This window comes from Streptomyces sp. NPDC004732, assembly GCF_040609235.1.
Lineage (GTDB): Bacteria > Actinomycetota > Actinomycetes > Streptomycetales > Streptomycetaceae > Streptomyces.
Genome location: NZ_JBEXJR010000005.1, coordinates 562,249 through 583,788, shown reverse-complemented (window position 1 = coordinate 583,788; position 21,540 = coordinate 562,249). Strand labels below are relative to the sequence as shown.

The 21,540-nt window shown below is 69.7% G+C and carries 25 protein-coding genes; 1 reads left to right on the top strand and 24 read right to left on the bottom strand.

Annotated features, from left to right (window positions below; translation table 11 throughout):
* Positions 1 to 19: 19 nt before the first annotated feature.
* The 6 genes from rlmN to rpsB all read right to left on the bottom strand — a co-directional run bounded on the left by rlmN (position 20) and on the right by rpsB (position 5,900).
* Entirely contained in the window at positions 20 to 1,126 is a 1,107-nt protein-coding gene (gene rlmN / locus ABZV77_RS18100; protein WP_356257284.1) for a 23S rRNA (adenine(2503)-C(2))-methyltransferase RlmN, read from the bottom strand.
* A 92-nt stretch (positions 1,127 to 1,218) separates the two neighbouring features.
* Positions 1,219 to 2,328: a phosphatidate cytidylyltransferase gene (locus ABZV77_RS18095; protein ID WP_356257282.1), complete on the bottom strand. Its 1,110-nt coding sequence runs from the start codon at positions 2,326 to 2,328 to the stop codon at positions 1,219 to 1,221.
* Positions 2,329 to 2,365: 37 nt separating this feature from the next.
* Positions 2,366 to 2,923 (bottom strand): ribosome recycling factor, encoded by a 558-nt coding sequence (gene frr / locus ABZV77_RS18090; RefSeq protein ID WP_055565944.1) that lies wholly within the window; start codon positions 2,921 to 2,923, stop codon positions 2,366 to 2,368.
* Positions 2,924 to 3,079: 156 nt separating this feature from the next.
* A complete protein-coding gene (gene pyrH, locus ABZV77_RS18085; RefSeq protein ID WP_150215952.1) occupies positions 3,080 to 3,841 on the bottom strand; it encodes a UMP kinase in 762 nt (253 codons plus the stop codon).
* Positions 3,842 to 4,026: 185 nt separating this feature from the next.
* Positions 4,027 to 4,863 (bottom strand): translation elongation factor Ts, encoded by an 837-nt coding sequence (gene tsf, locus ABZV77_RS18080; protein ID WP_356257279.1) that lies wholly within the window; start codon positions 4,861 to 4,863, stop codon positions 4,027 to 4,029.
* Positions 4,864 to 4,964: 101 nt separating this feature from the next.
* The gene (gene rpsB / locus ABZV77_RS18075; RefSeq protein WP_356257277.1) at positions 4,965 to 5,900 is read right to left on the bottom strand and encodes a 30S ribosomal protein S2; all 936 of its coding nucleotides are present in this window, start codon (positions 5,898 to 5,900) and stop codon (positions 4,965 to 4,967) included.
* Positions 5,901 to 6,294: 394 nt separating this feature from the next.
* On the opposite strand from rpsB, the gene ABZV77_RS18070 reads away from it, so the two are divergent.
* Positions 6,295 to 6,924 carry a M23 family metallopeptidase gene (locus ABZV77_RS18070; RefSeq protein WP_356257275.1) on the top strand — a complete coding sequence of 210 codons (630 nt, stop codon included), beginning with the start codon at positions 6,295 to 6,297 and terminating at the stop codon, positions 6,922 to 6,924.
* Here the strand turns inward: ABZV77_RS18070 and ABZV77_RS18065 are convergent.
* The 18 genes from ABZV77_RS18065 to proS all read right to left on the bottom strand — a co-directional run bounded on the left by ABZV77_RS18065 (position 6,878) and on the right by proS (position 21,520).
* On the bottom strand, positions 6,878 to 7,435 hold the full coding sequence (locus ABZV77_RS18065; protein WP_356257662.1) for a helix-turn-helix domain-containing protein: 558 nt from the start codon (positions 7,433 to 7,435) through the stop codon (positions 6,878 to 6,880). The two genes, ABZV77_RS18070 and ABZV77_RS18065, sit on opposite strands and share 47 nt — an antisense overlap.
* Positions 7,436 to 7,540: 105 nt before the next feature.
* Complete coding sequence (gene whiG, locus ABZV77_RS18060) at positions 7,541 to 8,383, bottom strand: RNA polymerase sigma factor WhiG (protein WP_356257273.1); 843 nt, start codon at positions 8,381 to 8,383, stop codon at positions 7,541 to 7,543.
* Positions 8,384 to 8,708: 325 nt separating this feature from the next.
* Entirely contained in the window at positions 8,709 to 9,875 is a 1,167-nt protein-coding gene (dprA, locus tag ABZV77_RS18055; protein ID WP_356257271.1) for a DNA-processing protein DprA, read from the bottom strand.
* A complete protein-coding gene (locus ABZV77_RS18050) occupies positions 9,872 to 11,491 on the bottom strand; it encodes a YifB family Mg chelatase-like AAA ATPase (RefSeq protein ID WP_356257269.1) in 1,620 nt (539 codons plus the stop codon). The genes dprA and ABZV77_RS18050 overlap by 4 nt, the downstream gene beginning before the upstream one ends.
* An 11-nt stretch (positions 11,492 to 11,502) precedes the next feature.
* Positions 11,503 to 11,898 (bottom strand): YraN family protein, encoded by a 396-nt coding sequence (locus tag ABZV77_RS18045; RefSeq protein ID WP_356257267.1) that lies wholly within the window; start codon positions 11,896 to 11,898, stop codon positions 11,503 to 11,505.
* Positions 11,899 to 12,027: 129 nt separating this feature from the next.
* Complete coding sequence (locus tag ABZV77_RS18040; protein WP_005311352.1) at positions 12,028 to 12,336, bottom strand: DUF2469 domain-containing protein; 309 nt, start codon at positions 12,334 to 12,336, stop codon at positions 12,028 to 12,030.
* A gap of 55 nt (positions 12,337 to 12,391) precedes the next feature.
* Positions 12,392 to 12,880 (bottom strand): NUDIX hydrolase, encoded by a 489-nt coding sequence (locus ABZV77_RS18035; protein ID WP_356257264.1) that lies wholly within the window; start codon positions 12,878 to 12,880, stop codon positions 12,392 to 12,394.
* Positions 12,870 to 13,625, bottom strand: coding sequence for a signal peptidase I (gene lepB / locus ABZV77_RS18030; RefSeq protein WP_356257262.1), 756 nt, complete (start codon positions 13,623 to 13,625; stop codon positions 12,870 to 12,872). The genes ABZV77_RS18035 and lepB (ABZV77_RS18030) overlap by 11 nt, the downstream gene beginning before the upstream one ends.
* Before the next feature lie 80 nt (positions 13,626 to 13,705).
* Complete coding sequence (gene lepB, locus ABZV77_RS18025; protein ID WP_356257259.1) at positions 13,706 to 14,683, bottom strand: signal peptidase I; 978 nt, start codon at positions 14,681 to 14,683, stop codon at positions 13,706 to 13,708.
* Complete coding sequence (gene lepB, locus ABZV77_RS18020; RefSeq protein ID WP_356257256.1) at positions 14,568 to 15,653, bottom strand: signal peptidase I; 1,086 nt, start codon at positions 15,651 to 15,653, stop codon at positions 14,568 to 14,570. Before lepB (ABZV77_RS18020) ends, lepB (ABZV77_RS18025) begins: the two co-directional genes overlap by 116 nt.
* The gene (gene lepB, locus ABZV77_RS18015; protein WP_356257253.1) at positions 15,646 to 16,368 is read right to left on the bottom strand and encodes a signal peptidase I; all 723 of its coding nucleotides are present in this window, start codon (positions 16,366 to 16,368) and stop codon (positions 15,646 to 15,648) included. The genes lepB (ABZV77_RS18020) and lepB (ABZV77_RS18015) overlap by 8 nt, the downstream gene beginning before the upstream one ends.
* 45 nt (positions 16,369 to 16,413) lie before the next feature.
* Entirely contained in the window at positions 16,414 to 16,764 is a 351-nt protein-coding gene (rplS, locus tag ABZV77_RS18010; protein ID WP_356257250.1) for a 50S ribosomal protein L19, read from the bottom strand.
* Between the two features lie 131 nt (positions 16,765 to 16,895).
* Positions 16,896 to 17,717 (bottom strand): tRNA (guanosine(37)-N1)-methyltransferase TrmD, encoded by an 822-nt coding sequence (gene trmD / locus ABZV77_RS18005; protein ID WP_356257247.1) that lies wholly within the window; start codon positions 17,715 to 17,717, stop codon positions 16,896 to 16,898.
* Positions 17,717 to 18,259, bottom strand: a complete 543-nt coding sequence (gene rimM, locus ABZV77_RS18000) for a ribosome maturation factor RimM (protein ID WP_356257244.1) — start codon at positions 18,257 to 18,259, stop codon at positions 17,717 to 17,719. The genes trmD and rimM overlap by 1 nt, the downstream gene beginning before the upstream one ends.
* 92 nt (positions 18,260 to 18,351) lie before the next feature.
* Entirely contained in the window at positions 18,352 to 18,591 is a 240-nt protein-coding gene (locus tag ABZV77_RS17995; protein ID WP_014176063.1) for an RNA-binding protein, read from the bottom strand.
* 2 nt (positions 18,592 to 18,593) lie between these two features.
* Positions 18,594 to 19,031, bottom strand: coding sequence for a 30S ribosomal protein S16 (rpsP, locus tag ABZV77_RS17990; RefSeq protein ID WP_356257241.1), 438 nt, complete (start codon positions 19,029 to 19,031; stop codon positions 18,594 to 18,596).
* Between the two features lie 191 nt (positions 19,032 to 19,222).
* The gene (locus ABZV77_RS17985) at positions 19,223 to 19,819 is read right to left on the bottom strand and encodes a hypothetical protein (protein WP_055569034.1); all 597 of its coding nucleotides are present in this window, start codon (positions 19,817 to 19,819) and stop codon (positions 19,223 to 19,225) included.
* A gap of 270 nt (positions 19,820 to 20,089) precedes the next feature.
* Entirely contained in the window at positions 20,090 to 21,520 is a 1,431-nt protein-coding gene (gene proS, locus ABZV77_RS17980) for a proline--tRNA ligase (protein ID WP_356257238.1), read from the bottom strand.
* Positions 21,521 to 21,540: the final 20 nt, after the last annotated feature.

Here is a 21,540-nt window from a genome sequence, read left to right as displayed (position 1 = left end):
CCTCTCGCCTGCCGCTCGCCTACCGCTCGGCAGCGGCGAGCTGGCCGCACGCCCCGTCGATCTCCTGACCCCGGGTGTCCCGAATCGTGACCGGCACACCATGGGCGGCGATGGCCTCCACGAAGGCCTTCTCGTCCTCGGGCCGCGAGGCCGTCCACTTCGAGCCCGGCGTCGGGTTCAGCGGAATGAGGTTCACGTGCACCGGCTTGCCCTTGAGCAGCCGCCCGAGCCGGTCACCGCGCCACGCCTGGTCATTGATGTCGCGAATCAGCGCGTACTCGATGGAGAGCCGGCGCCCGGACTTGGCCGCGTACTCCCATCCGGCGTCGAGCACCTCCCGCACCTGCCAGCGCGTGTTCACCGGCACGAGGGTGTCGCGCAGCTCGTCGTCCGGCGCGTGCAGCGAGATCGCGAGGCGGCACTTGAAGCCCTCGTCGGAGAACCGGTGGATGGCGGGCACGAGGCCCACCGTCGACACGGTGATCCCGCGCTGCGAGAGACCGAGCCCGTCGGGCTCCGGGTCGGTGAGGCGGCGAATGGCCCCGGCCACCCGGTTGTAGTTGGCCAGCGGCTCACCCATGCCCATGAACACGATGTTCGACAGCCGGGCAGGCCCACCAGGAATCTCGCCGTCCCGGAGCGCCCGCATGCCGTCGACAATCTGATGCACAATCTCACCGGTGGACAGGTTCCGGTCGAGACCGGCCTGCCCCGTGGCACAGAACGGGCAGTTCATGCCGCAGCCCGCCTGCGAGCTGATGCACATGGTGACCCGGTCCGGATACCGCATGAGCACGGACTCGACGAGCGTCCCGTCGAAGAGCCGCCACAGCGTCTTGCGCGTCGTGTCGTCGTCACAGCTGATGTGCCGCACCACGGACATCAGATCGGGCAGCAACGCCTCGCGCAGCTTCTCGCGCGCCCCGGCCGGGATGTCGGTCCACTCGGCCGGGTCGTGCGCATACCGCGCGAAGTAGTGCTGCGAGAGCTGCTTGGCACGGAACGGCTTCTCGCCGATGGCGGCGACGGCTTCCTTGCGCTCGGCGGGCGTGAGGTCGGCGAGGTGCCGCGGGGGCTTCTTGGCACCGCGGGGCGCGACGAAAGTGAGTTCTCCGGGTACAGGCATGGTCCTTCCAGTGTCGCAGACATACGGCAAGGGGCCCGCCGCCCTGTGGACAACGGACCCCTCACGCACATCTACGCAGGTCAGACCAGGTATCAGCCGGTGCCGACGAAGGCCACGAGGAGCAGCCACACCACCGGCGCCGTCGGCAGCAGGGAGTCCAGGCGGTCCATGATGCCGCCGTGGCCGGGCAGCAGCGTGCCCATGTCCTTGATGCCGAGGTCACGCTTGATCATCGACTCGCCGAGGTCGCCGAGCGTGGCGCTCGCCGCGACCGCGAAACCGATCACGAGACCCTGCCACCACGCGCCGTCGTCGATGAGGAACTGCAGGCACAGCGCGCCCGCGGCCATCGCGAAGGTGACTGCGCCGACCAGGCCCTCGCGGGTCTTGCCGGGGCTGATGCGCGGGGCCAGCTTGTGCTTGCCGAAGCGCCAGCCGATCGCGTACGCACCGGTGTCGCTGACCACGGTCAGGAGCAGGAAGGTGAGCACCCGCTGCGGGCCGTCGTCCGCGGTGAGCATCAGCGCCACGAAGGTGGCGAGGAAAGGAACGTAGAAGGCGGCGAAAACCCCCGCCGTGACGTCCTTGAGATAGCCCTCGGGCGGCTCGGTCATGCGCCAGACCAGGACGGCGAGCGCGGTGAGGGCCATCGCGACCCACGCGCCCTCGGCCCCGCGGACGTATCCCGCGACGACCATCGCCGCGCCGCCCACCGCGAGCGGCACGAGCGGCGCCTTGATGCCCTTGCGCTCCTCCAGGCGGGAGGTGAGCTCCCAGAGGCCGACCACGACTGCGACCGCTATGACGCCGATGAAGACGGCCTTCACGATGAACAGCGACGCGACGATGACCGCGCCGAGTCCTACACCGACTCCTATGGCTGCCCCGAGATCGCGGCCCGCGCTCTTCTTCTGCGGTGCTGCCGGGGCGGGCTGCGGCTGTGGTGCGCTGGGCATGGGCTCCTGCGGAGGCTCGTCACGGAACAGGGGGCCGCCCATCCGAGTGGCCCCCCGGTCGTCGTCCTGGTCTCCGCCGTTCACGGGTACGTCGGGCACGATGGGCATGGGCTGCGTCTCAGACGGAAACAGCGCGTCCTGCGCATCGTACGCGGGACCTGGCGGGGTCGCCCCCTGGCCGGGCCCCTGGTAGGACGGCCCCGAATACCCGGATCTGGGCGGCGCCCCCCAGGAAGAGTCGTTCACGGATGGATTCCCTGATTCCTCGGACTCGAGCCTCGGCTCAGACTTCGAGCAGCTCGGCTTCCTTGTGCTTGAGCAGCTCGTCCACCTGGGCGACATACTTCGCGGTGGTGTCGTCGAGCTCCTTCTCGGCGCGGCGCCCCTCGTCCTCGCCGACGTCGCCGTCCTTGATCGCCTTGTCGAAGGCCTCCTTGGCCTTGCGACGGATCGACCGGATCGAGATCTTGGAGTCCTCGGCCTTGGTCTTGGCGACCTTGATGTACTCCTTGCGGCGGTCCTGGGTAAGCTCGGGGAAGGTCACCCGGATGATGTTGCCGTCGTTGCTCGGGTTGACGCCGAGGTCGGAGTCCCGGATCGCCTGCTCGATGTTGCGCAGCGCGCTCTTGTCGAACGGGGTCACCACGGCCATCCGCGGCTCGGGCACCGAGAACGAGGCCAGCTGGTTGATCGGCGTCAGCGCGCCGTAGTAGTCAGCCACGATCTTGTTGAACATCGCCGGGTGCGCACGGCCGGTGCGGATCGCGGCGAAGTCCTCCTTGGCGACCACGACGGCCTTCTCCATCTTCTCCTCGGCCTCGAGGAGGGTCTCTTCGATCACCACTTGCTCCTGCGTGTCTTGAGTGGCCCGGCTAGCACGGGGCGGCCGGCTGCGTCGCGTCTCTTTCCTGCACGGTGTCCGACCGGCAGGGCTTTGTCCATCCCCTCAAGGGCCGTCTCGCGTACGTTCCTTGAGGCTGGCCCAGGTCCTTCGGGGTCAGGCCCGGCTTCCCTGGTCGCCCACGAGTGTGCCGATCTTCTCACCCTTGACGGCCCGCGCGATGTTGCCCTCGGAGAGCAGCTCGAAGACCAGGATGGGCAGCTTGTTGTCCCGGCACAGCGTGATCGCGGTCATGTCGGCGACCTTGAGGTCGCGCGTGATGACCTCGCCGTAGCCGAGGGAGTCGAACTTCACCGCGTCGGGGTTGGTCTTCGGGTCGGAGTCATAGACGCCGTCCACGCCGTTCTTGCCCATCAGCAGCGCCTCGGCGTCGATCTCCAGGGCGCGCTGTGCGGCGGTGGTGTCGGTGGAGAAGTACGGCATGCCCATACCGGCACCGAAGATGACCACGCGGCCCTTCTCCAGGTGGCGCACGGCACGCAGCGGAATGTACGGCTCCGCGACCTGTCCCATCGTGATGGCGGTCTGGACGCGGCAGTCGATGCCTTCCTTCTCCAGGAAGTCCTGCAGCGCGAGGCAGTTCATGACGGTGCCGAGCATGCCCATGTAGTCGGAGCGGGCCCGGTCCATGCCGCGCTGCTGGAGCTCGGCACCGCGGAAGAAGTTGCCTCCGCCGATGACGATGGCGATCTGGGCGCCGTCACGGACGACGGCGGCGATCTCGCGGGCGATGGCGTGCACCACGTCGGGGTCGACCCCGAGGCCTCCCCCACCGGCGAACGCCTCGCCGGAGAGCTTCAGCAGGAAGCGTCCGGCAACTTTGCCGTCATCACTCTTCGAGTCGGCCTGGGTGGTCATGTGGTTCTCGCTTCTCTTACTCGGCACACATACGAAGAAGGCCACTGCCGGTGGGGTGTCGTTCGCATCCCATGCTCGGCAGTGGCCTCCTCGTCAGATCCTGCGGTCGTACGTCGCGCACGAGGACCGTGCGCGGGCGACCGCTGTCGACCCTATCTGGGTCTACCGTCGATCGCGGTACGGACTCAGATGCCGACCTTGATGCGCGAGAAGCGCTTCAGGGTGACACCGGCCTCGGCGAGAACCTTCTCGACCGACTTCTTGTTGTCCAGCGCGTACGGCTGACCGAGGAGGGTGGCCTCCTTGAAGAAGCCGTTGACGCGACCCTCGACGATCTTCGGGAGCGCGGCCTCGGGCTTGCCCTCGGCGCGAGTGGTCTCCTCGGCGACGCGGCGCTCGGACTCGACGACGTCGGCCGGCACGTCCTCCTTGGTGAGGTACTTCGGCGCGAAGGCGGCGATGTGCTGCGCGATGCCCTTGGCCAGGCCGGCGTCGGCCTTGTCCAGCTCGACGAGGACACCGATCTGCGGGGGCAGGTCGGGCATCGTGCGGTGCATGTACGCGGTCACGTAGGTGCCGGAGAACTGCGCGAAGCGGTCCAGGACGATCTTCTCGCCGAGGTTGGCGTTGGCCTCGTCGACGTACGCCTGGACGGTCTTGCCGGCCTCGATCTCGGACGCGAGCAGCGCCTCGAGGTCGGCCGGGGAGGTCTTGGCGACGTGGGCGACGAGGTTGTTCGCCACGGCCTGGAACTTCTCGCCCTTGGCGACGAAGTCCGTCTCGCACTTCAGCTCGACGATGACACCGGAGGTGTTGTCGTCGGCGATGAGGGAGACGACGGCACCGTTCTCGGCGGAGCGGCCCTCGCGCTTGGCGACGCCCTTCTGGCCCTTGATACGGAGCGCCTCAACGGCCTTGTCGACGTCGCCCTCGGCCTCGTCGAGCGCCTTCTTGCAGTCCATCATGCCGGCGCCCGTGAGCTCACGGAGCTTCTTGACGTCGGCGGCGGTGTAGTTCGCCATGATCGAAAATTCTCTCTCGAAGTCTGAAAGATCTACGGAGGTCTACGGGTGAACGGCGGGGGCCGATCGGGCCCCCGCCGTCAACTACCGAACCTGTGAGGTCAGGCCTGCTCGGCGTCCGCGGCCGCGGCGGGGGCCTCGGCCTCCTCGGCGTCGGCAGCCTTCTCCGTCTCGGCGGACTTCTGAACCTCGGCCTCGGCCTCGGCGGCCTTCGGCTCCTCGGCCTTGGGCTCGTCGGCCTTCGGCTCTTCGGCCTTCTTCTCGCCCTCGAGCAGGTCGCGCTCCCACTCGGCCAGCGGCTCGCCCTGGGCCTTCTCGCCCGGCTTCGAGTCACCGGTGGCAACGCCGGAACGGGCGATGAGGCCCTCGGCGACGGCGTCGGCGATCACGCGGGTGAGCAGGGTGACGGAGCGGATCGCGTCGTCGTTGCCCGGGATCTTGTAGTCGACCTCGTCGGGGTCACAGTTGGTGTCGAGGATGGCGACGACCGGGATGTTGAGCTTCCGGGCCTCGCCGACCGCGATGTGCTCCTTCTTGGTGTCCACGATCCAGACGGCGCTGGGCACCTTGGACATCTCGCGGATACCACCGAGGGTCTTCTCCAGCTTGGCCTTCTCGCGCGAGAGCACGAGAAGCTCCTTCTTGGTGAGACCGGAAGCGGCGACGTCCTCGAAGTCGATCTGCTCGAGCTCCTTGAGGCGCTGCAGACGCTTGTAGACGGTCGAGAAGTTGGTGAGCATGCCGCCCAGCCAGCGCTGGTTCACGTAGGGCATGCCGACGCGGGTGGCCTGCTCCGCGATGGCCTCCTGCGCCTGCTTCTTCGTGCCGACGAACATGACCGTGCCGCCGTGGGCAACGGTCTCCTTGACGAACTCGTAGGCGCGGTCGATGTACGACAGCGACTGGAGCAGGTCGATGATGTAGATGCCGTTGCGCTCCGTGAAGATGAAGCGCTTCATCTTCGGGTTCCAACGACGGGTCTGGTGACCGAAGTGGACGCCGCTTTCCAGCAGCTCCCGCATCGTGACGACGGCCATGGCCGTTCTCCTTGATTTTCTCGGTTGTGCCGCGTGTGCCGGACGGCACTCGCGCCTGACGCCCGCGTTGCGCCTTGCCACAAGGGACCGAGGGGCGCTGACACCGGCTTTTCATGGCCAGATGTCGGGGCGTGCGAAGTCGACCCGGTGACCCGGATCGCCACAAGAAGTGTACGGGACCCGCGAGGTACCGGGTGACGCCGCTTCCCTTGACCAGGTGAGCCGCTTCCCGCGACCGGGTGGCGGCGCTCCCCCAGCCCGGGTGACGGCGCTTCCCCTGCACGGGTGGCAGCGCTTCCCCTGCACGGGTGACGGGGTTTTCCACAACCGGCAGATCGTCCACAGAATCGGTCCATGATCCCTGCGGACGGGCCCGGCACGGGACGGTTCTCGCATGCGCCCAGAACTGCTGCTGCCGACGCTGGCGGCCCTGCTCGTGACCTTTCTGCCCCCGGCCCCGGCCCCGGCCTCGACCTGGCCGGTGGGCACCCGACCCCCGGTCGTCCGCGGCTGGAGCCCTCCGGCGACCGCGTACGGCGCGGGCCATCGAGGCGTGGACCTGACCGCCGAGCCGGGCGCCGCGGTGCGGGCGGTGGCGCCGGGCCGCATCTCGTTCGCGGGTCCGGTGGCGGGCCGGGGCGTCGTCGTGGTGGAACTGGACGGTACGGGGGACCCGCCCCTGCGCACGACGTACGAACCGGTGCGAGCCACGGTGAAGAAGGGCGCGGAGGTCGCGGCGGGCGCCCCGGTGGGCTTCCTGGAGCGCCCTACGGGCCACTGCCCGACGAGCTGTCTCCACTGGGGCCTGCGCAGAGCCGAGACCTACCTGAACCCGATGACGCTCCTGCCCCCATGGCTGCAACACCACGGCCCTTCACGCCTACTGCCGACACAGGGCCCACTGCGGCCACCCCCATACGCCTACGGACGAGAGTGGTACGTCCACGAGCGAGGGCTGTACGCCTACGGGCGAGGGCTCAGCCCCGGACTCCCCGCAGCGCCATGGCCACGGCTGCCTCCGTGATCGCGTCCGGCTTTTCCGCCACCCCGAGCTCGATGCGCCGCACGGCGGCGTCCACGATGCCCTGCAGCAGCATCGCGGCCATCCGGGGCTGCTCGTGGCCCAGGTCCTCTAGCGCCTCGACGATCATCGCGATGAGGCCGCCGTGCGCGGCGCGGATCTTCTCCCGCGCCCCGGCGTCGAGCTCGCTCGCGGAGATGGCGACCACGGCGCGGTGCCGCCGGTCCCCGACCAGGGCCAGCTGCCGCCGCACATAGGCCTCGACCTTGCCCTCGGCCGATCCCGCGCACTCCATCGCCGCCGAGACCTCCGCCGCCCAGACGGGGAAGTCGACCTCGCACAGCTCTTCGACCACGGCCGCCCGCGACCGGAAATACTCGTACACGGAGGACCGGGCGAGCCCGGTGCGCTCGGCGAGTGCGGGGAAGGTCAGCGCCTCCGTACCGCCTTCGGACAGCAGGGAACGCGCGGCGTCCAGCAGGGCGCCGCGTTGCATCGACCGGTGCTCGGCCACGGAGGCCGCTCGAATCCTTGGCACAGCTCCACTTTACGGACGGGACGCCGCGGGCGGGAGCCGCTCCCGCGCTCACGCCCTCCGGGCAGGGACGATTCAGCGCACTCAGCGGCCAAAACTCGCCAGCTTCGCGCGCAGCTGCAGTACGGACTTGGTGTGGATCTGGCTGACCCGGCTCTCGGTCACACCAAGTACGTTGCCGATCTCGGCGAGTGTGAGGCCCTCGTAGTAGTAGAGCGTGACGACGGTCTTCTCACGCTCCGGCAGCGTGTTGATGGCCCGCGCGAGCAGCCTCCGCAGCTCCCGGTCCTCGGCGACCTCCACGGGATTGTCGGCCGCGTGGTCCTCGAGCGTGTCCATCAGACTGAGCCGGTCACCGCCGTCACCCCCGACGTGCAGCAGCTCTTCCAGCGCCACCACGTTCGCCAGCGACAACTGGCTGAAAACCGCGTGCAGTTCCTCCAGCGCGACCCCCATCTCGGCGGCGACTTCGCTCTCCGAGGGAGTACGCCTCAGCTGCGCCTCCAGCGTGGCGTAGGCCCGCTCGACGTTGCGGGCCTTCTGCCGCACCGAGCGCGGGATCCAGTCGAGCGCCCGCAGTTCGTCGATCATCGCCCCACGGATGCGCGTGATCGCATAGGTCTCGAACTTGATGGACCGCTCGATGTCGAACTTCTCGATCGCGTCGATCAGCCCGAACACCCCCGACGACACGAAGTCGGCCTGCTCGACATTGGGCGGCAGCCCCACGCTCACCCGGCCCGCGACGTACTTCACCAGCGGCGAGTAATGCAGGATCAGCTGCTCCCGCAGCCGCCCGTCGCCCGTGTCCTTGTACGACCGCCACAACTCGTCCAGCGACGAGGGCGCGGGGGGCCGCTCCTGCTCGCCGCTACGGGCGGCGGGGGGAACCGCTGCCCGATCGGACCCTGAGGTGTGCTGGGGCATTCGTCGCCTTGAGCCGTTCTGCCGTGAACTGGGGAGGTCGCGCGAGCCGGTGGAATCATCGGAGTCGCTCGCGCCGGAGCGGTGAAGAGCGTGCGTGGAGTGAATGAGGTCGTCCGTCTGTTGCCTGTCCGCGTCGGAATCTGTGTGAGCGTAGCGTGACTGAAGTGTCGCAGTGTGCGAAGAGTATGGGATCGCACGTGCGCAGATACGTTCCGCTACCTCCCTCCGAGCGTCGGCGCCGTCGCTCTGCGTGACGGCGCTAATGCGCCAACTCCACGATTTCCCAAGGTCGTCGGGGGTCATCCGTCCGGCGGAACACGCTCGGTCACGATTCACCTCCACCAGCGAAGACGGACAGAATCGCCTGGCGTGTCAACTGCCAGCCGTCGCCGTGTCGTTCGACGAACCCCAACGACTGAAGTTCGTACAGTCGCGCTACCGCGTCGTCCTCGGTCGTCCCCGCGCCCATCGCGACGTCCCGCACGGCCGCCCGCCCCCGCGCGGGCAGCGCGGCGAGGACGCGCTGCACCCCGGAAGCCAGCAGGTCACGCGGCACCACGGGCCCCCGCCGGGCCGGGGCGAGCTCCCCCATGTCGCCGACCAGCTCGACGACTTCGGCGGCATCGGTCACGAGCACGCCCGCACCCCGCAGCAGTTCGTGCACCCCGGCCGACAGGCCGCTGGTCGCGGGCCCCGGCACCCCCATGGTGAAGCGCCCCAACTCCTGGGCACTGCGCGCCGTGGCGAGCGCCCCGCTGCGATACGCGGCCTCGACCACCACGGTTCCCCTGGTCAGCGCCGCGATCACTCTGTTCCGCAGGATGAACCGGCTCGGCGTCGGATGGTCCCCCGGCGGCAACTCACCCACCACGAGGCCCTGTTCCGCGATCCGCCCGATCAGCCCGGCGTGCCCGCGCGGATAGGGCCGGTCGACCCCGCAGGCCAGGACAGCCACGGTTGCACCGCCCGCCCCGAGCGCCCCTCGGTGTGCGGCACCGTCCACGCCGTACGCCCCTCCGGAGATCACCACCCATCCGCGCTCCGCGAGCCCCGCGGCGAGACTTCCCGCCATGTGCGCGCCGTACCCCGAACAGGCCCGTGAGCCGACGACGGCCACCGACCGCAGGGCCCACATCCGCAGGGACGGCCGCCCCCGCACCCAGAGCCCGACCGGACGCGCGTCCCCCAGGTCGTCCAGGGTCACCGGCCACTCCGCGTCCCCCGGGCACACGAACCGCGCCCCGACGTCCCGCGCCGCCTCCAGATCCCGCGCCGGCCGCACCGCGACGGCCCGCGCCCGCAGCCCTGCCCACCGCCGCGCCGTCACCCCCGGCAGCCGCTCCTCGCCCTCCGGTCCGGAGAGCCGCCGCAGCACCTCACCGGCCCCGACCTCGCACAACCACCGCCCGCCGACCGCGTCCCCCGGCTCCAGGACCCGCGTCAACGCGACGCGGGCGAGTCGCTCCTCGTCCGACGGCGGATCGGCGCTCACGAGGGCGCCCCGATGACCATCGGCACGCCCCGGGCGACCCCCGTGCGCAACTGCAGCGCAAGGGCGACGTCCTGGGCGCGGGGCCTGTCGTGCCCCGCCAGGTCGGCGACGGTCCAGGCCACCCGCAGGACGCGGTCCAGGCCCCGGGCCGTCAGGAATCCGCGCTCCAGGTCCAGTTCGGCCGCGTCAAGCGCGCCGGGCGCCGCGGGCCAGCGGGTGCGCAGCGCATGTCCCGCGACCTCGCTGTTGGTCCGCCATCCGGTGCCGTCCAGGCGAGCCGCCGCTCTCTCGCGCGCGGCGCGCACCCGGTCGGCGACCGTTCGGGTGGACTCCCCCGGTGTGCCGAACCCGGCCAGTTCGGAGCGGGTGACTGCCTCCACCTCCACCTTCAGGTCGACGCGGTCGAGCAGGGGGCCCGACAGGCGGGCCTGATAGCGGCGGATGACGGATGCCGGGCACTCACAGCCGTCGCCCAGCAGTGTGTGCCGACCGCAGGGGCAGGGGTTGGCCGCGAGCACCATGAGGAACTTGGCGGGCAGCCGCACCACTCCCGCGCTGCGCGCGATCACCACGTGCCCCGATTCCAGGGGCTGGCGCAGCGAGTCCAGGGTCCGGCTGCTGAACTCGGGCGCCTCGTCGAGGAAGAGCACCCCTCGATGAGCGAGCGACACCGCGCCCGGCCGTGCGATTCCCTTGCCGCCGCCCACGAGCGACTGCATGGTCGCGGAGTGGTGGGGTGCGCAGTACGGCGCGATGTCCACCAACGGTCTGCCCGGGGGCAGCATGCCCGCCACCGAGTGGACCGCCGTCACTTCCAGGGACTCCTCCCGCGTCAGCCGGGGCAGGACGGCCGGGAGGCGCTCCGCGAGCATGGTTTTGCCCGCGCCGGGTGGTCCTTGCAGGAAGAGGTGGTGCGCGCCCGCGGCGGCCACTTCGACGGCAGTCCTTGCCGCCGCCTGTCCGACGACGTCGGCCAGATCGAGCGCGTGGGCGTCGTCCATGGCGCCGCCGAGGCCCGTGCCGATGCCGGTGCCCGGCACGCAGAGCCCGGCGAGCATCGGATCGGGCCGCCCCGGCTCGTCCGGCTCCTCCTCGGGCACCGGCTCGTCGGTGAGCACCGCGATGAGCTGCCGCAGGCTGCGCACCCCGAGGACCGAGATGCCCGGCACGAGCGAGGCCTCCGCGGCCGTGCACTCCGGGACGACCACCTGTTCGTACCCCGCGTCGGCCGCCGCGAGGACCGCGGGCAGCACCCCGAGGACCGGCCGCACCCTGCCGTCGAGTCCGAGCTCGCCGATCATCACGATGTCGGCGAGGACCCGTGGATCGATCCGCTCCGCCGCCCCGAGGACGGCACAGGCGACAGCAAGATCAAAACCGCTGCCGCCCTTCGGCACCGACGCGGGACTCAGCCCGACCGTGAGCTTCTTCTGCGGCCACTCGCCACCGGAATTGACCACGGCCGCCCTGACCCGGTCACGGCTCTCGGTGAGGCTCTTGTCCGGCAACCCGACCAGCGTGAATGCCGCGACCCCGGGCTCCAGATCGGCCTGCACCTCGACGACCACGCCCTCGACGCCCACCAGCGCCACCGAACACGTACGCGCGAAGCCCATCAGGCCACCCCTCACGCGTGCTCGACCACGGGAACGCCGCGCCGCGGGACGAGGACTCCGACCAGGTCGATGCGGACGCCGCCCGGCGGTGGGCCGCCGCGCTCCTCGATCCAGCGCTCGGCGAGCCTGCGCAGCCGCTCCGCTTTGGTCCGGCCGACGGCCGCCATCGGATGCTCGAAGGGAGCGGAGCCGCCCCGGCCCCCTCTGCGTGTCTTGACCTCGCAGACGACGAGGGCCTCGCCGTCCATCGCCACGATGTCGATCTCACCGGTCCGGCCCGCGCGCCAGTTGCGCTCCAGGACCGTCATCCCCGCGTCGACCAGCCGTCGGGCGGCCAGATCTTCGCCGTACCTGCCGAGTGCTCCCCGTGCGTTCATGTCGGCACCACCTCCGACATCCACGGTCACGGCTCGGCCCGCACCTATTGGATCTTGGTGCACTACTCGCCGGTTGTGGAAAACTCCGCCACCCCCGCGAGTGAACTTCGCCGTGCCGTGCCGGGGCCGGGCCGGGCCGGGCCGGGGCCGTGCCGCCGCTCAGCTGCCCGGTAGCTCGAGATCGCTCTTGTTGAGCTCCTCGATGTTCACGTCCTTGAACGTGAGCACGCGCACCTGCTTGACGAACCGGGCGGGCCGATACATGTCCCACACCCAGGCGTCCGCCATCGAGACCTCGAAGAAGACCTCGCCCTGAACCGAGTGCACCTGCATCTCGTAGTCATTGGTGAGGTAGAAGCGACGCTCGGTCTCGATCACGTATTTGAACAGCCCGACGACATCGCGGTACTCCCGGTAGAGCTTCAGCTCCATCTCGGTCTCGTACTTCTCGAGGTCCTCGGCGCTCATGGCATGTTCCCCTTCAGCCGTGCGTCCCCCTATTGTGCGTCAGCCCCGCGAGCCCCTACACGATTTCCGTGTCGAGGATCTCGGGCCTTTCCGGGGGCCCCTCGTCGAGCAGTCTGCGAAGCAGCTCGGCGAGCCTGGTCGGATACACCGTCTCATGAGCCTCGGTCAGTTCTCGGCACGTCCACCAACGTGCTCCGTCGACGCTGCGCCTTTCCAGCTCCGTGAGGCCCTCGGCGACGATCGCGGTCTGCGACGTACGTGCCAGGTAGTACCACTCGTCCTGATCCCAGCGCCGCCCCGCGAACGGGAACGAGCAGACGCGCCGCCACAGGACCGGGCCGAGCTCGACCTCGGTGATGCCGGTCTCTTCCCGCAGCTCGCGCAGGGCCGCCTGCTCCCGCGTCTCGTCGCCCTCCACACCGCCGCCCGGCGTGAACCACCAGTCGTTCGACGCGTCCTCCGGCTCATAGCCGTGCAGCAGCAGGATGCGGTCGCTCGGGTCGAGCAGGATCACCCGCGCGACCCTGCGCAGGTCAGCCGACACCGGCGGTCTCCTGCGCACGGCTGCCGGCCCGCCGACGGCCCATGCGCTTGGCCACCGGCCCGTAGGCCGCGCCGCCCAGGACGAGAACCATGCCCGCCACGATCGCGATCACCATCATGCGCAGCGGTCCGGGCTCGGAGATGCCGCCCGACATGTCGGCGAAGCCGTCGGGCCGCTCCAGCATCCCGAACTTGTCCATCGGCCAGGCCACCGCGTCGACCCGCGCCTGCACCGCGTCACGCGGCACCGAACCGTGCTCCCCGTCGCCCAGGTGCACGCTGGAGTCCAGCGAACCGCTGCGCTCGTCGCCGAGCAGGAACAGGCGCCCCTTGGGGACCGTCGTGGCGGGGATGCCGGTGGCCGCGGCGCCCTTGCCCTCGGGAAGATACGGTTCTGCGACTTCCTTGCCGTTCACGGTCAGCTTGCCGTCCTTGCAGCAGGCGATCCGGTCGCCGCCTATGCCGACGACGCGCTTGACCATGGGCAGGTCGCCCCAGGTGGACTGCTCGAAGACGACGACGTCACCACGGCGCACCTCGTCGCCGTCGATCCGCTGCGCGAGCACGCGGTCGCCCGAGCCGATCGTCGGCGTCATCGACCCGGTGGGGACGGTGTACGGCTGGTACAGGAAGGCGCCCCAGACGAAGCCTCCGAGGAAGAGCACACAGCCGAGGGCCACGGCGATGCCCGACAGCACGCTGCCGAGCCGTCCGTGGCCCTCGTTCGTCCGTTGTGTCCTGCTCATCCCAGTGCTCCCCTGTTCCGGAGACGACCCCGCCGCCCGTGCGTACGGACGGCGGAAGATCGGCGATCTGGGACGGCACCCTACCCGGCGGTACTGCCGCCAGAAACCCTCGCGGCGCGCGCGGCAGCCACCGTGAGACGGCGCCTGCGCCACAGCACGAGCGGCACGGCACCCGCGAGCCCGAGGGCGCCCGGCGCCGCGCTGGAGAGCGCGTTGATGCCCGGCTGGTCGAAGGTGTCGGGCTTGGGCAGCGTCGCCCAGCGGGTGGGCGGCCAGGCGATCACGATGGCGCGTCCCACGACGTTGTCCACGGGGACGGCGCCGCCGCCGGGCTGCTTCTGGTGGTAGCGGGAGTCCAGCGAGTTCTGCCGGTGGTCACCCATGACCCAGATTTTGCCCTTGGGGACGGTCACCTTGAACTGGCCGCCCTGGTCGTCGACGCTGCAGGGGGTGTTGCCCGCGAACACGTACGGCTCGTTCAGCGCCTTGCCGTTGACCTTCACCGGGCCGGTGCCCTTGCACTCCACCGTGTCGCCACCGACGCCGATGACGCGCTTGATGAGGTCCTTCTCGTCGGCGGACGGCATCAGGCCGACCCAGCCGAGGACCCGCTGGATCGCGTTCGGGTCGGGCGTGGGCTCGCCGTCCAGCCAGTGGCCGGGGTCCCTGAAGACGACGACTTCGCCGCGCTCGGGCTCGGAACCGAACCACGGCGTCAGCTTGTCGACGAGGACGCGGTCGCCCTGCTGCAGCGTGTTCTGCATCGAGTCCGAGGGAATCGAGAACGCCTGGACCAGGAAAGTCTTGATGAGCAGCGCCAAGACCAGTGCGATGCCGATGAGGAGCGGAAGCTCCTTCCAGAAGGACCGGGCCTTCTTCTTCGGTCGCTCGGGGTCCTGCTCGCGCGTCGCGCCGCTGTCGCCGCCGTCGCCGCCCACGGCGTCACTCCCGGGGGGCGTACCGTCCGTGACGGCGTCGACGCCAGGCTCGTCGGATCGTCCCGGCCGATCTTCGGGCCCCTCGTGTCCGGATCGTGCGCCGACCGCCAAATCCCCCACATCCACTCCTCAGTCCGTGCCGCCGCCTGCCCCAGATGCGATGCAGGCCCACCACTCCCATAACGAGCGGGAGTTCCGCAGGGGTCGGGAGCCGGATCAATCCGTATCGATCGTCAGGGGTCAGCCTATGCGACGCTCCTGTGACGATGTCCGATCCCGCACGCGCGTCGGCAACCGACGCATATGTGTCCGGTGCTTCCAGCTTGCGCCAGTGGCCGAAGGGCCAAGCGATGACCATGGCGCGCCCCACCACCTGGTCCTCGGAAATCGTGCCGCTGAACTTCTCGGTGCGGTGGAAGCGGGAGTCGGCCGAGTCGCTCCGGTGGTCGCCCATCATGAACAGGCGCCCCTCGGGGACCTTCACCTGGAACTCGAAGTCGGAGGGCTTGTCCCCCGGGTTGATGTAGGGCTCGTCCAGCGGCACGCCGTTGACGGTGACCTTGTCGTTCTTGTCGCAGCACTTCACGGTGTCGCCGCCGACGCCGACCACCCGCTTGATGAGGTCCCGTTCGCTGTCGGACGGCAGCAGGCCGATCTGGGTCAGGCCTTCCTTGAGCTGCTTGACGACCACCGGGTCGTCCTTCTTCTTGCCCTGTTCCTCTTCCAGCCAGCTGCCGGGGTCCTTGAAGACGACGACGTCACCGCGCTCCGGCTTCGATCCGAACCAGGGGGTGAGCTTGTCGACCAGGACCCGGTCACCGACCCGGATCGTCTGCTCCATGGACCCCGAGGGGATCACGAAGGCCTGCACCAGGAAGGTCTTCAGGACGAGGGCTATCAGCAGCGCCACGCCTATGAGGAGGGGTATCTCCTTGATCGCCGAGCGTTGTCTGCGCCGCTTGACCTTCTTCGCGAGCTTGCGCCGCTCGGCCCGGCCCGGCAGGACGGGGCCATCGGTCGGCCGGGATCCCGTGGGCAGCCGGGTGTCGACCCGGTGACCGGCGCCACGGGTGCGGCCGCGGCTACCCATGGGCGCCGCCCGGTGCGGGCACGCGCGCGTAGCTGTCGGGGCGCTCCAGGGAGGTCCACCGGCCGATCGGCCAGGCGATCCAGTCGGCCCTGCCGATGACCGCGTCGACGGGGATCATGCCGCCGCCGGGCTGTCCGAGATGGTCGCGGGAGTCACGGGAGTCGCTGCGGTGATCGCCGAGGAGGAAGAGGCTGTCCTCGGGGACGACGACGTCGAAGGGCACCCGGGAGGCGACGTCCCCCGGGTACAGGTACGGCTCGTCGATCGGCTCGCCGTTCACCTCTACCCTCCCCCGCTTGTCGCAGCAGACCACCCGGTCTCCCCCTGTGCCCACGACCCGCTTGATGTAGTCGGCCTCTCCGAAGTAGCCGCGTCCGTCGAAGACGACCGCGTCTCCCCGCTGTGGCTCGGAACCGAAACGGTACGCCAACTTGTTGACGAGTACCCGGTCCCCGGAGCGGAACGCGGGCTCCATGGAGCCGCTCGGGATCTGGAAGGGCTGCACCACGAAGGCACTGACCAGGAGCAGGGCCCCGATGCACAGCAGGAACGTCAGGGTGAGCCCGCCCCCGGGCAGCCGGTCGACGAGCGACGCAAAAACGGAACGCGACCGTTCCTCCGTCTCCTCGGATGCTTCGGCGACGTGCGGGACGTCTCCGGAATCGGAGGGTGTGGAGGAGCGGTCGCGCTCCGTGTGGTGTGCTTCGGTGTCCATCGGGGCCAGATGCTATCCGGCCCCGCTGTGGACCCGTGCGGGAGCTCAGCGCTCGCGCTTCTCCTTGATCTTCGCGGCCTTGCCGCGCAGGTCACGGAGGTAGTACAGCTTCGCGCGACGCACGTCACCGCGGGTGACGAGCTCGATCTTCTCGACGATCGGGGTGTGCACCGGGAAGGTGCGCTCGACGCCGACGGAGAAGGAGACCTTGCGGACCGTGAAGGTCTCGCGCACGCCGGCACCCTGGCGACGGATGACTACGCCCTTGAACTGCTGCACACGGGAGCGGTTGCCCTCGATGACGCGGACGTGGACGTTGACGGTGTCACCCGGGCGGAAGGCCGGGATGTCGCTGCGCAGCGACGCGCTGTCGACGGAGTCGAGCAGGTTAGCCATGATCGTCTGCTTTCTTCACTGATGCCACAGGTCATCAGCGGTACGTGTTGATGAGGTTTCGGTAGCTGATCGCGTCGGGCGGGCGTCGTTCCCCCTGTGGCAGGGGCGCACGCTGGACGTACAGCAGCGTTCTATTCTTCCACGGCCTCGGGGTCTCGCCCAAATCGGCCGTCCGGCCCCGGCCGCCACCCCAGGATCGAGAGCATCTCGCGGTCCTTCTTGTCGAAGGCCTTGGGGTCACAACGCTCAATGAGATCGGGCCTGTTGCGGGTCGTACGCCGGAGCGCCTCGTCCCGCCGCCAGCGCGCGATCTTGCCGTGGTGCCCGCTGACGAGGACGTCGGGGATGCCGTGCCCGCGCCACTGGGGAGGCTTGGTGTACACCGGGCCCTCCAGGAGGTTGGCCATGGCTCCGGGGGCGAAGGAGTCGTCCTGGTGGGACTCGGCGTTGCCGAGGACACCGGGCAGGAGCCGGGCCACGGCCTCGGTGACGACCAGGACGGCGGCTTCCCCGCCCGCGAGGACGTAGTCGCCGATGGAGACCTCGTAGACGGGCATGCGGGTCGCGTACTCGTCCGTGACGCGGCGGTCGATGCCTTCGTAGCGCGCGGGCGTGAAGACCAGCCAGGGGCGCTCCGAGAGCTCCACGGCGAGTTCCTGGGTGAAGGGGCGGCCGCTGGGCGTGGGGACGACCAGGACGGGCCCGTGGGCCCCCTTCTCGTACCCGTCGGCCAGCACGTCGTCGAGGGCCGCACCCCAGGGGTCGGTCTTCATGACCATGCCGGGGCCACCGCCGTAGGGGGTGTCGTCGACCGTGTTGTGCCGGTCGTATGTCCACTCCCTGAGGTCGTGCACATGGACGTCGAGCTGCCCACGCGCGCGTGCCTTGCCCACGAGGGAGACGTTCAGGGGGTCCAGGTACTCGGGGAAGATCGTGACGACGTCGAGCCGCATTACGCCTCGTCCCGCGTGGACGCGATCTCGGCGCGGTCGTCGATCAACCCGGGCGGCGGGTCGATGACGGCCTTCTGCTCCTCCAGGTCGATCTCGACGACGATCTCCTGGACGAAGGGGATCATCACCTCGCTGCCGTCGGGCCGCTCCACGATGAAGAGGTCCTGCGAGGGCAGGTGCGAGATCTCGGTGATCCGGCCGACCTCCTCGCCGTCCTTGGTGACGACGTCGAGGTCCATCAGCTGGTGGTCGTAGAACTCGTCCTCTTCCTCAGGGAGCTCTTCCGGGTCCACCTCGGCGATCAGGAGGGTGTTGCGCAGCGCTTCGGCGCCCGTGCGGTCGCGCACGCCCTCGAAGCGCAGGAGGAGGCGGCCGCTGTGCACCCGGCCGGTCTCGATGGTCAGCGGCCCCGTGGCCGCGGGGTCGGTGGCGAGCACGGCGCCGGGGCCGAGCCGCAGCTCGGGCTCGTCGGTGCGGACCTCGACGGTGACCTCACCCTTGATGCCGTGGGCACGGCCGATGCGGGCGACTACCAACTGCACTGCGTTTCTCCTCATCCACGACTACGGGCCGGGGAAGGCCCTGAAGCCCTCCCCGGCCCGAGCCGGTGCTGCTGTGGTTCTGCGAACCCGGTTCAGCGAACCTGGTCCACGTCGACGAGGTCGACGCGGACACCGCGGCCGCCGATTGCGCCCACGACGGTGCGCAGAGCGCGCGCGGTGCGGCCGTTACGGCCGATCACCTTGCCGAGGTCGTCGGGGTGAACCCGGACCTCGAGGACGCGCCCGCGGCGCAGGTTGCGCGAGGCGACCTGCACGTCGTCGGGGTTGTCGACGATGCCCTTCACGAGGTGCTCGAGAGCCTCCTCGAGCATGCTCAGGCCTCGGTCGACTCGGTGGCCGAGGCGTCAGCCTCGTCCGCCTTCTTGTCAGCCTTCTTGGCCTTCTGGGTGATGGCCTCACCCTTGGCGTCGTCACCCTCGAGACCCTTGGTGAAGGCCTCGAACGCAGCGCGCTTGTCCTTGGGCTCGGCAACCTTCAGCGGCGCCGGGGCCGGCAGGCCCTTGTGCTTCTGCCAGTCGCCGGTGAGCTTCAGGATGGCCATGACGGGCTCGGTCGGCTGGGCGCCGACGGACAGCCAGTACTGGGCACGCTCCGAGTTGACCTCGATGCGCGAGGGGTTCTGCACCGGGTGGTACAGACCGATCTCCTCGATGGCCCGGCCGTCACGGCGGGTACGGGAGTCGGCGACGACGATGCGGTAGTGAGGCGAACGGATCTTGCCCAGACGCTTCAGCTTGATCTTGACTGCCACGGGAGTGGTGTCTCCTGGTCTTGACGTGGGTGGGCACAACGGTGATGACCGCGTGGGGTTGCGGTACTCGAGTGCCCGATGGACGCGTCAGCCGGAGGAGAGAGGGGTCCTATGCGACTGTCGAGTACAGCTAGCCATTGTGCCATACGTCGGCGGGGCGCCCGCACCCGCACCGGGCGCCCCGCTCCAGCTCAGCCCACGCCCACTGCGACCCCTTCCGGGATTCGGAAGGGCTTTCCGCAGCCGCCGCACATGATCGGCGCCTGGGCGAGCACGGAAGGAACGACGCGGACGTTGCGCCCGCAGTCGCAGACCGCCTTCACGCGCACGCCGCCGCCGGAGGAGCCGTGCCGTGCGGCAGGCCCCCGGAAGCTGCGCGCGGTGTCCGCCGTCGTCGCTGCGGTGTGTGCCTTCAGGGCCCGCTGCAGTCGGTCCATCGTCGGGCGATAGCGCTTCTTTGCCTCGGGGTTCAGCGTGACCAGCGAGAAGCCACTGCTCGGGTGTGGCTCCTCGGGGTGGTCCAGCCCCAGCTCCTCGGCGATCGCGAGGAATCTGCGGTTGTGATAACGGCCGGCACGTGAGGTGTCGCGTACGCCGCGCGAGGCGGCGATGCCATGGACTGCCTCATGAAGCAGTCGCTCGAAGGAGAGCTCGGCGCCGCAGGCGGACGACGACTCTCCGATCAGGGATTCGGGCGCGGCAAGGTCGGGCAGCTCGGGGTGGTGCCGCTGAATGTCGGCCCACGCCTGTGCCAGCTCTGCGGCGAGAACAGGTGGTGTCGTGCTCACGTCGTGAACAACGAGCCGAGGGCCCTGGGGGTTCCATTCCGGGGCATCCCAAATAATTTGCACGTACCCGTCAGTTGCCGTTGATGCGTCCGGACGAGGGCGGGTGCGCTGATCTGCGGAGAAGTCTCACAGCTCGCACCAAGCCGGTACGTAGTGGCGCGTACGCCCCGGCGCGTAGAGCAATCTTTCACGCCGGGGCCCGAGTGGCTCGGGCAGGCGTACGAGCCGAGATCGAGCGCGTCGGTACCGAAGGCACCGAAGGCACCGTCCTCAGTAGGAGCGGGCCACGAGAGCGACGTTACCCGGGGTCTCATCGGCGTCCGGCACCGCCCCGTCCTCCGTGACCAGACACCGTACGGTCACGGCGCGCTCGGCCAGCCTGGCCTCGCCTTCTTCGCCGAGGGCGGCCCACGGGACGCGCGCCCAGCCGCCGTCGGCGGTGGCCTCCACGGCCTCGTCGACCGTGCGGACGTCCGAGGTGCGGGACTCCCGGCGGGCGCGGGCCTGGGTCAGGAGCAGCGCCTGGTCCTCTTCGAGGACGGTGGGCAGCAGGGCGGCGAGGGCGTCGATCGCGACCGGCTCCTTGCCACCGGGAGCGTGCTTGCCCACGATGCGGCGGACCAGCATCGCGGTGCCGTTCTCCAGGTCGCGCGGGCCGACCTCGACGCGTACGGGGACGCCCTTGAGCTCCCAGTCCACGGCGCGCCTCCCGAAGGGGGTGTCCGTGCGGTCGTCGACCTGGACGCGGAGGCCGGCGGCCCGCAGGGTGTCGCCGATCTCGTGGACCTTGGCGAGTACGGCGTCGTCGGCCTTGATGGCGAGGACGACGGCCTGGACGGGGGCGAGGCGGGGCGGCACGCGCAGCCCGTCGTCGTCGCCGTGCATCATCGCCAGTGCGCCGATCATGCGGGTCGTGCTGCCCCAGGAGGTCTGCCAGACGAGTTCCTGCTTGCCGTCCTTGGACAGGTACCGGGTGTCGAAGGCCTTGGCGAAGTTCTGGCCCAGCTCGTGGCTGGTGCCGAGCTGGAGGGCCTTGCCGTCGGCCATCATGCCTTCGAGGGTGAGGGTGTTGATGGCGCCTGCGAAGCGCTCCTTGGCGGTCTTGCGGCCCAGCACGAAGTCCATGGCGAGGACGTCTCGCATGAAGTCTCCGTAGACGTGGCGGTGGATGCGGGCGGCGAAGTCACGGGCCTCTTCGTACGTCGCGTGCGCGGTGTGGCCCTCCTGCCAGAGGAACTCCGACGTCCGCAGGAACAGGCGGGGGCGCATCTCCCAGCGGACCACGTTGGCCCACTGGTTGATCAGCAGCGGCAGGTCGCGGTAGCTCTGCACCCACTTGGAGAAGTACTCGTTGACGATCGTCTCCGACGTGGGGCGGACGACGACCGGCTCCTCCAGCTCCTTGCCGCCGCCGTGCGTGACGACGGCGAGTTCCGGGGCGAAGCCTTCGACGTGCTCCGCCTCCCGGGTGAGATACGACTGCGGGATGAGGAGAGGGAAGTACGCGTTCTGCGTACCCGTCTCCTTGATGCGGGCGTCCATGTCCTGCTGCATCCGTTCCCACAGCCCGTAGCCGTACGGCCGGATCACCATGGTGCCGCGCACCGGGCCGTTGTCGGCCAGCTCGGCCTTGTTGATCAGGTCCTGGTACCAGCGGGGAAAGTCGTCCGCCTGGGGCGTGAGCACGGGTGTCTTGGCCATGGCGCGCATGGTAGGGGCGG

Excerpts from the sequence above, each read along its gene's own strand:
- lepB (WP_356257262.1), bottom strand. The coding sequence starts at position 13,625 with ATGAGCAGGACACAACGGACGAACGAGGGCCACGGACGGCTCGGCAGC.
- ABZV77_RS18070 (WP_356257275.1), top strand. The coding sequence starts at position 6,295 with ATGCGCCCAGAACTGCTGCTGCCGACGCTGGCGGCCCTGCTCGTGACC.
- lepB (WP_356257253.1), bottom strand. The coding sequence starts at position 16,368 with ATGGACACCGAAGCACACCACACGGAGCGCGACCGCTCCTCCACACCC.
- tsf (WP_356257279.1), bottom strand. The coding sequence starts at position 4,863 with ATGGCGAACTACACCGCCGCCGACGTCAAGAAGCTCCGTGAGCTCACG.
- lepB (WP_356257256.1), bottom strand. The coding sequence starts at position 15,653 with ATGGGTAGCCGCGGCCGCACCCGTGGCGCCGGTCACCGGGTCGACACC.
- whiG (WP_356257273.1), bottom strand. The coding sequence starts at position 8,383 with ATGCCCCAGCACACCTCAGGGTCCGATCGGGCAGCGGTTCCCCCCGCC.
- ABZV77_RS18040 (WP_005311352.1), bottom strand. The coding sequence starts at position 12,336 with ATGAGCGCCGAGGACCTCGAGAAGTACGAGACCGAGATGGAGCTGAAG.
- proS (WP_356257238.1), bottom strand. The coding sequence starts at position 21,520 with ATGGCCAAGACACCCGTGCTCACGCCCCAGGCGGACGACTTTCCCCGC.
- rplS (WP_356257250.1), bottom strand. The coding sequence starts at position 16,764 with ATGGCTAACCTGCTCGACTCCGTCGACAGCGCGTCGCTGCGCAGCGAC.
- pyrH (WP_150215952.1), bottom strand. The coding sequence starts at position 3,841 with ATGACCACCCAGGCCGACTCGAAGAGTGATGACGGCAAAGTTGCCGGA.
- trmD (WP_356257247.1), bottom strand. The coding sequence starts at position 17,717 with ATGCGGCTCGACGTCGTCACGATCTTCCCCGAGTACCTGGACCCCCTG.
- rlmN (WP_356257284.1), bottom strand. The coding sequence starts at position 1,126 with ATGCCTGTACCCGGAGAACTCACTTTCGTCGCGCCCCGCGGTGCCAAG.
- rpsB (WP_356257277.1), bottom strand. The coding sequence starts at position 5,900 with ATGGCCGTCGTCACGATGCGGGAGCTGCTGGAAAGCGGCGTCCACTTC.
- ABZV77_RS18050 (WP_356257269.1), bottom strand. The coding sequence starts at position 11,491 with ATGGGCTTCGCGCGTACGTGTTCGGTGGCGCTGGTGGGCGTCGAGGGC.
- ABZV77_RS17995 (WP_014176063.1), bottom strand. The coding sequence starts at position 18,591 with ATGCTCGAGGAGGCTCTCGAGCACCTCGTGAAGGGCATCGTCGACAAC.